The 11,621-nt window shown below is 66.9% G+C and carries 13 protein-coding genes; 8 read left to right on the forward strand and 5 right to left on the reverse strand.

Annotated elements, in window-relative coordinates; all coding sequences use genetic code 11:
- The coding region (locus tag AB0M47_RS39500) for a transposase (protein WP_363423365.1) at positions 1-705 on the forward strand (705 nt) is incomplete at its 5' end.
- A 214-nt stretch (positions 706-919) separates the two neighbouring features.
- Here AB0M47_RS39500 and AB0M47_RS39505 read toward each other — a convergent pair.
- Entirely contained in the window at positions 920-1,372 is a 453-nt protein-coding gene (locus AB0M47_RS39505; protein WP_363423367.1) for a MarR family transcriptional regulator, read from the reverse strand.
- Between the two features lie 89 nt (positions 1,373-1,461).
- Between AB0M47_RS39505 and AB0M47_RS39510 the strand changes: the two genes are divergently transcribed.
- The 4 genes from AB0M47_RS39510 (at position 1,462) to AB0M47_RS39525 (ending at position 4,220) form a co-directional block, all read left to right on the forward strand.
- Complete coding sequence (locus AB0M47_RS39510) at positions 1,462-1,911, forward strand: SgcJ/EcaC family oxidoreductase (RefSeq protein WP_363423369.1); 450 nt, start codon at positions 1,462-1,464, stop codon at positions 1,909-1,911.
- Positions 1,912-2,262: 351 nt separating this feature from the next.
- Positions 2,263-2,673: a heme-binding protein gene (locus AB0M47_RS39515; RefSeq protein WP_363423371.1), complete on the forward strand. Its 411-nt coding sequence runs from the start codon at positions 2,263-2,265 to the stop codon at positions 2,671-2,673.
- A gap of 20 nt (positions 2,674-2,693) precedes the next feature.
- Entirely contained in the window at positions 2,694-3,908 is a 1,215-nt protein-coding gene (gene fdhA / locus AB0M47_RS39520) for a formaldehyde dehydrogenase, glutathione-independent (RefSeq protein ID WP_363423389.1), read from the forward strand.
- A 156-nt stretch (positions 3,909-4,064) separates the two neighbouring features.
- The gene (locus tag AB0M47_RS39525) at positions 4,065-4,220 is read left to right on the forward strand and encodes a hypothetical protein (RefSeq protein WP_363423373.1); all 156 of its coding nucleotides are present in this window, start codon (positions 4,065-4,067) and stop codon (positions 4,218-4,220) included.
- Positions 4,221-4,359: 139 nt separating this feature from the next.
- On the opposite strand, the gene AB0M47_RS39530 is transcribed toward AB0M47_RS39525, so the two are convergent.
- Positions 4,360-4,848 carry a pyridoxamine 5'-phosphate oxidase family protein gene (locus tag AB0M47_RS39530; RefSeq protein WP_363423375.1) on the reverse strand — a complete coding sequence of 163 codons (489 nt, stop codon included), beginning with the start codon at positions 4,846-4,848 and terminating at the stop codon, positions 4,360-4,362.
- Entirely contained in the window at positions 4,841-5,416 is a 576-nt protein-coding gene (locus AB0M47_RS39535) for a dihydrofolate reductase family protein (protein ID WP_363423377.1), read from the reverse strand. The genes AB0M47_RS39530 and AB0M47_RS39535 overlap by 8 nt, the downstream gene beginning before the upstream one ends.
- Between AB0M47_RS39535 and AB0M47_RS39540 the strand changes: the two genes are divergently transcribed.
- On the forward strand, positions 5,396-6,496 hold the full coding sequence (locus AB0M47_RS39540; protein WP_363423379.1) for a winged helix-turn-helix domain-containing protein: 1,101 nt from the start codon (positions 5,396-5,398) through the stop codon (positions 6,494-6,496). The two genes, AB0M47_RS39535 and AB0M47_RS39540, sit on opposite strands and share 21 nt — an antisense overlap.
- A gap of 579 nt (positions 6,497-7,075) precedes the next feature.
- On the opposite strand, the gene AB0M47_RS39545 is transcribed toward AB0M47_RS39540, so the two are convergent.
- Both AB0M47_RS39545 and AB0M47_RS39550 read right to left on the reverse strand, forming a co-directional pair.
- The gene (locus AB0M47_RS39545; RefSeq protein WP_363423381.1) at positions 7,076-8,569 is read right to left on the reverse strand and encodes an MFS transporter; all 1,494 of its coding nucleotides are present in this window, start codon (positions 8,567-8,569) and stop codon (positions 7,076-7,078) included.
- 143 nt (positions 8,570-8,712) lie between these two features.
- Positions 8,713-9,477: a TetR/AcrR family transcriptional regulator gene (locus AB0M47_RS39550; RefSeq protein WP_363423383.1), complete on the reverse strand. Its 765-nt coding sequence runs from the start codon at positions 9,475-9,477 to the stop codon at positions 8,713-8,715.
- A gap of 70 nt (positions 9,478-9,547) precedes the next feature.
- Between AB0M47_RS39550 and AB0M47_RS39555 the strand changes: the two genes are divergently transcribed.
- Complete coding sequence (locus AB0M47_RS39555) at positions 9,548-10,270, forward strand: hypothetical protein (RefSeq protein ID WP_363423385.1); 723 nt, start codon at positions 9,548-9,550, stop codon at positions 10,268-10,270.
- A gap of 164 nt (positions 10,271-10,434) precedes the next feature.
- Positions 10,435-11,541, forward strand: a complete 1,107-nt coding sequence (locus tag AB0M47_RS39560; RefSeq protein ID WP_363423387.1) for an MFS transporter — start codon at positions 10,435-10,437, stop codon at positions 11,539-11,541.
- The last annotated feature ends 80 nt before the right edge of the window (positions 11,542-11,621 follow it).

The raw sequence follows: 11,621 nt of genomic DNA on the forward strand, positions 1-11,621 counted from the left end.
GCCACGGTGTCGCACCGTGCGGGCCGGTGGACGGTCAGCGTCACAGTGGAGGCCGCAGATCTGCATCCGGCCCGCCGTCATCGGTCGTCTGCCGCAGACGAGAGCCGGGGGTGGGTGGGTGTGGATCGTGGGTTGACCGCGCTGGTGGTGGCCGCCGACCGAGACGGTCGGCAGAGGCTGCGGGTGGAGCCGCTGCGGCCGTTGGGTACGGGTTTGCCGAGGTTGCGGCGCTTGTCGCGGCGGGTGTCGCGGGCAAAGCGCGGATCGATCAACCGTGGTAAGGCGGTGGCGCGGTTGGCCCGCTGTCACCGGCGGATCAGAGACGTTCGTACGCACGCGTTGCATGAGGTCGCCAACCAGTTGGTCAAAACCCACGACCGGCTGGTGTTGGAAGACCTGAACACGGCAGGCATGCTGCGAAACCGGCGGCTGGCCCGGTCGATCAGCGACGCGAGTTGGGCGCAGCTGGCGCGTATGGTCGGCTACAAGCAGCTGTGGGCGGGCGGGCAGGTCATGATCGCCGATCGGTGGTTCGCCTCCAGCAAGACCTGCTCGGCGTGCGGTGCTGTTGCCACCAGCCTGTTGTTGTCGCAGCGGGTGTTCGCCTGCACCGTGTGTGGCTTTGAGGCGGATCGCGATTTGAATGCCGCCGTGAATCTCGCTGTCTGGGGCGAGCAGCATGATGCCCAGATCCGGGACCCCTAAGTGCGAGGCCCGGTTATCAACGCCTTGCCGAGGGACGGCTCTGACCGGCGGACATCAGCCCGCCGGTGAAGCCCGTCCCGTTGACGCAGGAACCCCAACGCCGACTCACCCAGCAGGGTGCGGCCGGCGGCAGGGACGCCCGAGAAGGGCGCTGTTGTACCACCCAACCGGGTTATACAACAGGCTGTGAGACGTGACGCACGTAGGTAGCCGATCAGCGCGGCTGCTGCCGGACTTCTTCCGTGGCCGCCTGGTACGCCGCCGTGGCCTGGAGGAAGTACGCGCTCAGGACGTCGAGCTGCGCCGCGTCGAATCCGGCGAAGATCTCGCCCAGCCGCCGCCGGGCGGGGCCGACGACTTCGTCGATTTCGAGGGCTGTCACGTCGGCCGGTTCCACGACGACCTTCCGGCGATCGGCGGGATCGACGACTCGGCGGACGAGTCCTCGGGATTCGAGGCGATCGATGAGGCGAGTGGCGGCTCCGGTGGTCAGGCCGGTTCGTTCGGCGATTTCGCCCGAGGTCAGGCGGCCGGCGTACTGCAACACGCTCAGTGCGTACAGGTCGGTGGCGTGCATGCCGAGCGCTTGGGCGGTGGCCTGACCATGCAGCACGACGGCGTCGAGGTAGTGGCGGTAGACGTCGTGCAGCTTCGCGGCGCTTGACATCAGATCATCTTCCCTTCTACAGTATCTGCATATACGCAGATACTGTACCTAAGCAGCATCTGTTCGAGTAGAGCATAAGGGAGAAGGCCATGATGATCACCGACCGCGCCGCGATCGAAAGTGTCCTGCACGCCAGCGCCGACGCCTGGGCCGCTGGTGACGGCAAGGCCTATGGAGCCTGCTTCACCTCCGACGCCAGCTACGTGACCTGGGTCGGCACGCCCTACCACGGTCGCGACGAGATCGCGGCCTCACACCAGGCGCTGTTCGCCCAGTTCCTCAAGGGCACCAAGCTCGCCGTCGACATCGCCGAGATTCGCTTCTACGGGCCGGACACGGCCGTGGTGAGCACTACGGGCGACGTCTACAAGGGAGCACGGCCGGCTCCGGAGAAGTTCAGCAAGACGCAGACCTACACCGTCGTCCGCGAGGCTGATGGGCAGTGGCGCATCGCTGCCTTCCACAACACCAAGCGCAAGCGGATCATGGAGGCGATCTCGTTCAAGTTCGCGCCGAAGACCGCGCCGCAGCCTCGCTGATCACCCAATGACGCCACATGACGTACCCGCTGGTTGGGTCCGGGCCGCCACCGACCCCGTCAAGCCCGTCTCGGACGACTCCCCCATCGAGTATTGAGACACTGCGCACCGCCGCACACGCGGCCTGAACCGCGCTACCCGCGAGTCAACCAAACCGGGCCGGTCCCTCCTGATCAACTCTTGCGGTTTCGCACGTCAGTCACCCACGTCGTCGGGCAAACGCCCTGATGCCTGAGGTCGGTACGCGTAGCGTTTCAAGCGTCAGCAGAAACCAAGGGCATTGCCCGTCGAGCCGCCGCCCGAATGCGCTGGTGTGCCGTGGGCGTGCCCGCGCTGCGTACGGGGGAAATCATGAAGCAGACGAAGACGGCGACGCTTGAGGACGCACGGCGGGTGATCGCCGCCGGCGAGGAGCGCGCCCGCGAACTGGGCCAGCCGATGAACATCGCGGTCGTCGACTCCGGCGGCAATCTGATTGCACACGAACGCATGGACGGCGCTTGGATCGGCAGCGTCGACATCTCGATCAACAAAGCGTTCACCGCTCGATCATTCGACATCGAGACGGAGGCGCTGGGCTCCAACTCACAGCCAGGCAACCAGTTCTTCGGCATCCACACGTCCAACAACGGTCGCATCATGATCTTCGCTGGCGGCGTGCCGCTGCGATCCGACGGCGAGGTCGTCGGGGCGGTCGGCGTCAGCGGCGGCGACGGCAAGCAGGACCAGACGGTGGCCGAGGCTGCGGCCAGCGCCTTCTGAGCGCGGAGGGCATGATCAACATGGCAGGAAACAAGGCAGTTATCTACCAGGGTCCCGGCCAGGTCAGCGTCGAATCGGTGGACTATCCGAAGCTCGTGCTCGAACCGGGTCCCGGGGTTCCGTCGCTGAACGCCGACCGCCAGTGCCCGCACGGCGTCATCTTGAAGGTGGTCTCCACCAACATCTGCGGCAGCGATCAGCATATGGTGCGAGGCCGCACCACTGCGCCGGTCGGCCTCATCCTCGGTCATGAGATCACCGGCGAGGTGATCGAGAAGGGCCGTGACGTGGAGTACGTCGACATCGGCGACCTGGTCTCGGTCCCATTCAACGTCGCATGTGGACGATGCCGCAACTGCAAGGAAGGCAAGACCGGCATCTGTCTCAACGTGAACACGCAGCCCGGCGGCGCCTACGGTTACGTCGACATGGGTGGCTGGCGGGGCGGCCAAGCCGAATACGTCATGATCCCGTACGCGGATTGGAACGTGCTGCGCTTCCCCGACAAGGACGAAGCGATGGCTCGTATCCGCGACCTGACGATGCTCTCGGACATCTTTCCGACCGGCTATCACGGCTGCGTCACCGCCGGCGTCACCACGGGATCGACCGTGTACATCGCCGGCGCCGGTCCGGTCGGTCTGGCCGCCGCCACGTCGGCGTTCCTGCTCGGCGCGTCGGCCGTCATCGTCGGCGACGTCAACAAGGACCGTCTTGAACAGGCTCGCAGCTTCGGTTGCGAGACCATAGACGTCAGCGATGGCGAGCCGAAGGATCAGCTTGCGCAGATCCTCGGTACGCCGGAGGTCGATTGCGGCGTCGACTGCGTGGGCTTCGAGGCACATGGACACGGCTCCGACGCGGGCAACGAAGCACCGGCGACGGTGCTGAACTCGCTGATGGAGGCCACCCGTGCGGGTGGCGCGCTGGGCGTCCCCGGGCTTTACGTCACCGGCGACCCAGGTGCCAAAACCGAGGAGGCCAAAGTCGGGTCACTCTCGATTCGGCTCGGCCTGGGCTGGGCGAAATCTCACTCGTTCACCACCGGCCAATGTCCGGTCATGCGCTACCACCGGCAGCTGATGATGGCGATTCTGAGCGGACGCACCAACATCGCCCGCAACGTGAACGCCACAGTGATCTCACTAGATGAGGCGCCGCAGGGCTATACCGATTTCGACCACGGTATGGCGAAGAAGTTCGTGCTGGATCCACACGGACTGGTCCGCTCCTGAGGCAGGTTCACTGACTCGCGCAGCGACTGGCGGGCCGGGGCTCGGCAGGGGGACTGTCCCACCGATCCTCGGCCCGCAACCGATCAGCATTTAAGGCCGGTCTCTCCGCAGTCCACCGCCTGGCTGGCGATCCGGCTCGGGCCGACCAGCTACGCGGTGGTGGACGCCTTCCCGGATGACGCCGGCCGGCGATTCCACCTCGACAACGGCAAGGTCCGGATCATCAACGAGGCATACCGCGACAGGCTCGCGGAGCCACCATCGTTCACCGAGACCGACGTCGTGGCAGCCAAGCTGCCGCTGGCCAGGTAACGCCCGTGGTGCGCGCCCAGCCACCCCGGTCGTAGTCCGGCAGCATCAAACGCAACTGACGTGCACTCAGCGATCTCGAGCGGCCTCCAAGCACTCCCCGCCAACGACAGTGGTTCGACTTCCGTGGTGGCTGGTGGTGCTAGCGGAGGCGTTGCCGGTGGTCGTCCGCGCGCCCGTGTCGATCGCATGGTTGTCGTGGTGCTCGGGGACAGAGCACCCATAGCGCGGAGGCTTCGGCCCGGTAGATGCGCCAGGGTGCTGTTCCGGTGACGTCGGCTGTCGACACCGAAGAGCCGCCACGCGACGGTGGCCCGGGATAGATTGTCAGGCCTTGGTGTATCTGGGTGCCGGTGAGCGGTTGGGCGGTGCCGGCTGCGTAGAGGCACCGTCCGTGATAGGGCCGGACAGTGGAGTCGAACACCACGAGGCTTACGTCGGGTCGCTTCTCGAGGTTGAGGGAGTGCTGGGCCGTGGGCGAGGAGACCCAGTAGAACTCTCGTAGGTCGGCGTCGGCGGCGAAGTACACGGGCGAGGTCCAGGGGTGGCCGTCCTGGTCGACTGTTGCCAGGGTGAGGTAGCGGTTGCTGTCGGCGAGGTCTCGCGCGTGGGCCAGGAGTTCCTCATCCATGGCGCACCGCGTATCGCAGGTGGAGTACACGATGGCCGCGGATGACCACGTCCGGATCTTCCAGGAGCTGCTGGGTGCGGATCGAGCCGAAGAACCGTTTCCCGGATCCGATGACGACCGGGGCGATGTCCATGGCTACCTCGTCGACGAGTCCGGCGGCGAGGAACTGCCCGCCCACCTCGCCTGCGGCGATGCCGACGTCGCGGTCCTGGGCGAGCATCTTGGCCTGTTCGGCCGCGGCTTCGATGTCACCGGTGAAGTGGTACGGCGCGTCGGGGTGCCAACCCTGGGGCCGTGGCCGGTGGGAGACGACCACGACGTGCGCGATGCCTGCCGGTGGGGTGCCGTCCCAGCCGTTCATCAGGTCGAACAGGTGCCGGCCGATGACCAGGCACCCGGTTTGCGCCCAGGTCGACTCGAGATAGTCGGCCGACTGCCGGGTGACGGTGAAGCCACCGACCGGTACGTCGCCAGCGAAGTACCAGTCGAACAGCGGCCCTACGTCGTCGTTGTCGTCGGCGATGAACCCGTCGACTGAGACGACGTTGTGCATCACGAACTTGCCCATCACGATTCCTCGCACTTCTTCTCAGTGGTCTTGAGTGCGAGCTTGGTGCCTGACCTCTTCAGGCTCCAACAGATACAGACTATTCTGAATCCTATGCCTGAGGCGCAGGCGCAGATCAGGTTCCGGTTCGGGCGCGACGATCTGCTGCGGACCCGGTTTGCGATCGCGCCGCTGATCGAGTTGACCGCGGCCACCTACGTCTTGCGGCTGCCCGGCCGGTTCCCCGAACACCGCCGGTTCATCGGGTCCGCCCTGCCCCGGCTGGCCGGCCTGCGGCTTGACCTGCTGTACGCCGTCAACCCGCTGGGCCGCCGAGCATGGCCTAACTTCAACGCCCCGGCTCCGGTCAGCCCGCATCCTCTGCTCGCTGACGAGTTGGCCAGAGTCGGGCGTACCCCGCCGGCGATCATCGCGGACGACGTTCGACGGGCCTATCCGGAGGGCGTACCCGCGACCATGTCTGTGTTCGTCGAGGATCCCCGGCGTGCTCTGGGCGAACTGATCACACAGATGAGGGCTTTCTGGGACGCTGCACTCGCACCATGGTGGCTGCGGATGACCGCCTTCCTCGAGTCCGAGATCGCCGCCCGGGCCCGCCGCCTGGTCACGGCCGGCGGAGCCACGGCCTTCCGCGATTTGAATCGGATGGTCTCCTGGAATGGCGAGATACTGACCGTCTCGCCGGCCGCGCAGCAGTCGCGCGACATAGAGTTGGCCGGTCGCGGCCTGCTGCTGATCCCGTCGGTATTCGCATCCGGCGTCTGGCCACGCATCGACGCTCCGTGGGATCCCGCCCTGACCTATCAACCACCCGGCGTTGGCGAGTTGTGGCAGCCCGACACCTCGAAACGCGATGCAGTCGAAGAACTGATCGGTCGGCGGCGCGCTGCCATCCTTCGCGCACTGGAACAACCCGCCTCCACCCGCGCCATCGCCGAAACAACCGGCTGGAGCCCCGGCGGCGTGAACACACACCTCACAACGCTTCGCCGCACCGGGCTGGTCACCCGCCGACGCAGCGGACGTGAAGTGCTCTACTCGCGAACGGACGCCGGCGATGCGTTGATCTCCCGATCGTGACCCTGTGAACTCGAGCAATGATCCTGTTCAGTCCCGCCGCAAAGGTGTCGTCGATCAGCCGTAACGCGAAGCACGCCGGCACCGCGCCGAAGAGCGCCTGAGCGGCCGGACCATCGGCGAGGGCGACCTGCTCGACCAGCAACCCGCTTCGCCGCCGGTTGCCGGTCGATCTGCCGGATCAGGCGGAACGCCTCACGCTCCTGACCACGCCTGGCACCAGGCAGGATGACGGCCTCAACGATGCTGGCACGGGGACGGTCGGGCAGCTTGCATCCGGCGAACCCCACCGTGGCGACGCCCACAGCGGTGAGCTTCGTGCGGCGGCGTGCGATAGAACGCGCCCCATCGCGATTTACCGACCGCGCCCTCCGCCAGTTTCCGGCCTCACCGAGCCGCCGGAGCCGTTCGATTTCAGGCGGGGATGAAATTGCGGTACGCCGTTCGGCCCGCCCAGCGGACGTGTACGCGCAGGCCGTGGCTCATAGCGTCGTCGCTCTCTTACGCATTCTCGGTCGCCGCGTTGTCGATCAGGGCCACCGCGGTGTCCGGGTGAGAGGCGAACACCAGGTGCGAGCCGCGTCATTGAGTGGCCCACACCATGATCGCCGATTCGCGCGGAGAATACGCGTCCGCTGTTCGGCTCGTTTCGCGGCGAGTGTCCAGCTCCCTTGGCGCCCTGGCTATTCCGCGGCGCTGGTTCGGGATGACCATCGGCTCCCGGGGAGGGCTGGGCGGCAGAGCGAAGAACCCGTAGATCCCGGCGGTGATGACGAGCGCCGACGCGACCATGAAGATCGTGTCGATCCGGCCGATGTGCAGGCCGAGTACGGTGCCGTGGAAGCCGTTGAGGACCGTGCTGGCCAGCCAGCCGCCGGCGATGACGGACAATGCCGTCGCGGCCATGCTGATCGGCGTGATCACAGCGACCGTACGCCCCAGGAACTCGCGCGGCGTAACGGCTATCAACTGTGGACTGAGACTGGCGTTCATGGCTGCGACCGGAACGGCGACGACGAACATCACGACGGCAGCGATGACAAAGCTGGTCTGCCGTGCGTAGAGGGCGAACAGAAGTCCGCCTGCCATCAGGCCGAGCCAGGTGAGCCGCCGGGCGGTCATCCACGCGGCGAGCCGGCCGGACAGCAGTGCGCCGATGATGGAGCCCACGCCGTAGACCATCGTCATGAGGCCCAGGTACTGGGGCGCGGCATGGAGGTTCTCACCGACGAAGAAGACCAGCAGCGCCGTCATGGACCCGGTGCCCAGCGACGACAGGATGAAGACGATGAGCAGCGCCACCAGGAACCGATTCTTGGCGAACATTCTCAGGCCGGCCGTGAACTCGCTCCACCAGGATGATCCGCTGTCGGTGACCGCCTCCCCGGCGGCGGTGCGTTCCTCGGGCGGGAAGTTCACCGATCGGATGGCGAAGAACGACACCAGGTAGGAGACCGCGTTCGCGAACAGCGCCCAGCCGATGCCCGCTGTCAGCAGCACCGGCGCCGCCAGCGGCGGCCCCAGGATCGCCGCCGTCGCCGAGGTCGCCTGCCCGAGGCCGAAGGCCTTGGTCCGGTCGGCTTCGTCCGACACGATGTCGCCGATCGTCGCGAAGCGAGCGGGGTTGAAGAATTGGCCCGCGGCGTTGATGACGAACACGATCGCGTAGATGAGAACGAGCCATAGCCAGACCGGGATCGTGCCAACCGGCAGGAGAGTCAGGAGAAGCAGCGAGGCGACGAGGATGCCGCGGACGACTTCCGATCGCAGCATCAGGCGCCGCTTGTTCCACCGGTCGACGAACACCCCAGCCGCCGGGCCGATCACCATGATGGCCAGCAGAGCGGAGATCATCACGCCGCCGACCGCCGCCGGTGCCCATCGACTTCCGTCCATCAGCTGCGTCGCGACCCAGATGGTGACGGTGGTGTCGAAGACGTAGTCGCCGACGGTGGAGATGGCCTGGCCGTACCACAGCCGGGCGAAGTCCCGATTGACGAGGAACCTCGGTGCGCGACGGCGGAGCGTCGGCGCGACGGAGGTGCTGTCCTGCTCGGCAACCGGCTCGCGCGCCATCGGCCTCTCCATTGGCTTGGCTTTCGTCCCCGTGGCCGGATGGGCCGCCACACGCCAGCCGAGCATGCATCAGGCCTGTTCGATGCGCAACCGCCGACCACCACCCTGCGGCCTACCAGCACTCGGCGTTCGGATGGGTGTTCTCACTGCCGCACATGCGCCTGAATGCCGTCGAGGATCCGGGCGAGTCCGAACTCGAAGCCGTCGAGCGAGGGCTCGTCAGCCAGGAACGAGGGGTCCTGCACGACGTCGGCGACGGCGTTGAGGTGGCGGGAGCGCAGCTGGCTGTTCAGGAATGTGCGGACCGCATCCGTCGTGCGCTGATGGTCGGGATGCGCGCTGCGCAGCGCCTCCGGCGTCGGGATGTTGCGTCGGAGGTTGGCGCCATACCGGGCGTGGCTGTCGAGCAGGTACGCGCAGGTGAGCATCTGCGGCGCGGCCATGCCGGTCGGCTTGAGCACGGTGATGAGTGCGTCCAGCCAGGCCGCGTTGTGGGGCGTCAGCGGCACGGTCGCCGGCACGTCCAGCAGCCAGGGACGGGAGCAGAAACGATCGAAGAGCCCGCGGCACCACACGGCCGCGGCCTCGCGCCAGCCATCGGTGGGCAGCGTGGGCGGGTCGCCCCAGGCACGGTCGGCGACGAGCATGATGAGCTCTTCTTTGGAGTCGACGTAGCGGTACAGCGCGTTGGCGGTCACTCCGATCTGGCCGGCGACTTTCGGCAGGGACGCGGCGGCGACGCCCTCCTCGTCGGCCAGTTTCGTGGCGACAGCGATGATCTCGTCGACGCTGTGGGCGGGCTTCGGGCCGCGGCGCGGCTCGGTGTCGACCACGCCCCAGGCTGCGGCCAGGCCGGGCGGCAGCGAGTCAAGGTCGGCGTCGCGTTCGGGTGCCTTGCGTGGGCTCATGACCTGCATCCTCTCCGAGATCCGAGAAGAATTGTAGACGGCTTACACAATTGTTGTTACTGTGCATGCCGTGAACACTTCATTCCTTACACAGATCCAGTACCCGGGCGCTGCCCGCCGCTGGGTCGGACTGGCCGCCATCGCCGGGGCAGTCTTCGCGATGGCCGAACTCCCTCTCTACTTCGTCGTGCCGGCCTGCGACCCCGCAGTCTGCGGCGTCGAGACCGGCAGCCCCATGTCGGACGGACTGATCCTGACCCGCACCCTCTTCAATTTCCTCGCGCTCACGCTGTTCCTGGTGTTCATGACCGGCGTCCGGTTCCTGATCACCCGAGCCGACGCCCGGTACGAGTGGTTCGGTGCGGTCGCCGGCACCGCGGGCGTCGCGTGGACGATCATCGACATGGTCGCCAAGGGACTCGAAGGCGGCAGCGCGATCAAGACCACCGAGCTGATCGACCCGACCCGCACCGTCCCTACCTACCTGTTGTACGGCGCCATCACCCACTTGATGCTGGCCGTCTTCGGCCTCGCCTTCGGGTACGCCGTGCTGCGGTCGCGCGCGCTCGCACCATGGGTCGGCTGGTCGTCCTTCGCCATCGCCGCCCTGCACCTGGCCGCCGTGCCGTCGATGTACTTCGGCTTCAACTCCTCCGAGTTCTATGCCGCCAACGGCTGGGGCTCAGTCGCGATGTTCAACGGCACCGCAGCCATCTGGCTCGCAGCCGTCGGCGCCGCGACGCTCCGCAACCGGACTCCGGCGCCGGCGACGCTCGCGTACGCCGACGCCTAGACAGACAAGGTGGCGAGTCAGAAGCCTTCGAGCCCTGACTCGCCACCCATGGATCGCCTACCGGCGTACCCGGAAGTCATGAAATGGCGCAGGCAGGCGATGACGCCGACCGCCGGGTGACAGTGTCGTAGGGTGAAAGGGTGGCGCCTGCCGCAGGGGCCCGAATGACCGAAGGTCACGAGGGCGCCGGGTCGACGGTGGGGACGCCGGGCCTCGGCAGGCTGGCGTCGGTGTTGGTCATACGCCCGTTTCGCCGCCTGTGGCTGGTGCTGGGTTTGTCGTCGTTGGGCGATTGGCTGGGTTTGCTGGCGGCTCCCTCGTTCGCCACAGCACAGGTGGCGGCGCCTGCGGCCAAAGGCGCGGCGTTCGGTTCGGTGATCGCGGTGCAGTTGCTGCCGGCGGTGTTGCTCGGACCGCTGGCGGGGGTCATGGCCGACCGGTTCGATCGTAGATACACGATGGTGATCGTCGATGTGCTGCGGTTCGTGTTGTTCGCGTCGATCCCCATGGTCGGACTGTTGGTGGACCGACCGGCACTGGTGGTCGCGTGGGCGGCAGGGGCGCTGTTCATCGCGCAGGCCGCAGCGATGGTGTGGACCCCGGCCAAAGACGCGGCCGTGCCGAATCTGCTCTCACGCGAGGGGCTGGAGGTAGCCAACCAACTCACGCTGGCGACGACGTACGGCGTGGCTCCGGTACTGGCAGCCCTTGTTTTCGCGGCGTTGGCCAGGCTCCCAGGCCCCGGCGGTCTCGGTGGCGCCGATATCGCGCTGTACTTCGATGCGGCGACGTTCCTTGCCTCGGCTGTGGTGGTGTGGTTCGGGATCAAGCAGATCTCCGGCCGGGGTCGGCCAAGCGAGCGCGCGGCATCTGGCATGTGGCGCGACTTGGCGGTCGGCGCCCGCTATGTGGTCGCGACACCTCTGGTGCGGGGCCTCATGGTGGGAGTCCTCGGGGCGTTCACCGGAGCTGGTGTCGTAGTGGGCGCCGCGAAGTTCTACGCCGGCTCGCTCGGCGGTGGCGACGCCACGTTCGCGATCTTGTTCGGGGTGCTGTTCGCCGGTTTCGGGATCGGTATCGTCGCCGGGCCGATGGTCGTGCGTGGGCTGTCGCGCCGGCGCTGGTTCGCCGTGTCGATCGTGATGGCGGGTATGGCGGTGGCCGCCTTGTCGGTGGCGCCGCGTCTGGCCAACGCCGCTGTGATCGCGCTGGTGGCGGGGGCCGGCGCGGGTATGGCGATGCTGTCGGGAATCACTTTGCTAGTGGTGTGACATGAAACGTTGACCCGGTAATCGGATCGATGTGACTATATCGATGTTTGTGGTTTCTGTGTTGAGTGCGCGGAGGTATC

It is taken from the genome of Hamadaea sp. NPDC051192, from assembly GCF_040682475.1.
Lineage (GTDB): Bacteria > Actinomycetota > Actinomycetes > Mycobacteriales > Micromonosporaceae > Hamadaea > Hamadaea flava.

Coding starts and splice junctions, on each gene's coding strand:
- AB0M47_RS39510 (WP_363423369.1), top strand. CDS start 1,462: ATGATGATCACCGACCGCGCCGCGATCGAAAGTGTCCTGCACGCCAGC.
- AB0M47_RS39560 (WP_363423387.1), top strand. CDS start 10,435: ATGACCGAAGGTCACGAGGGCGCCGGGTCGACGGTGGGGACGCCGGGC.
- AB0M47_RS39550 (WP_363423383.1), bottom strand. CDS start 9,477: ATGAGCCCACGCAAGGCACCCGAACGCGACGCCGACCTTGACTCGCTG.
- fdhA (WP_363423389.1), top strand. CDS start 2,694: ATGGCAGGAAACAAGGCAGTTATCTACCAGGGTCCCGGCCAGGTCAGC.
- AB0M47_RS39515 (WP_363423371.1), top strand. CDS start 2,263: ATGAAGCAGACGAAGACGGCGACGCTTGAGGACGCACGGCGGGTGATC.
- AB0M47_RS39505 (WP_363423367.1), bottom strand. CDS start 1,372: ATGTCAAGCGCCGCGAAGCTGCACGACGTCTACCGCCACTACCTCGAC.
- AB0M47_RS39530 (WP_363423375.1), bottom strand. CDS start 4,848: ATGGATGAGGAACTCCTGGCCCACGCGCGAGACCTCGCCGACAGCAAC.
- AB0M47_RS39535 (WP_363423377.1), bottom strand. CDS start 5,416: ATGGGCAAGTTCGTGATGCACAACGTCGTCTCAGTCGACGGGTTCATC.
- AB0M47_RS39545 (WP_363423381.1), bottom strand. CDS start 8,569: ATGGCGCGCGAGCCGGTTGCCGAGCAGGACAGCACCTCCGTCGCGCCG.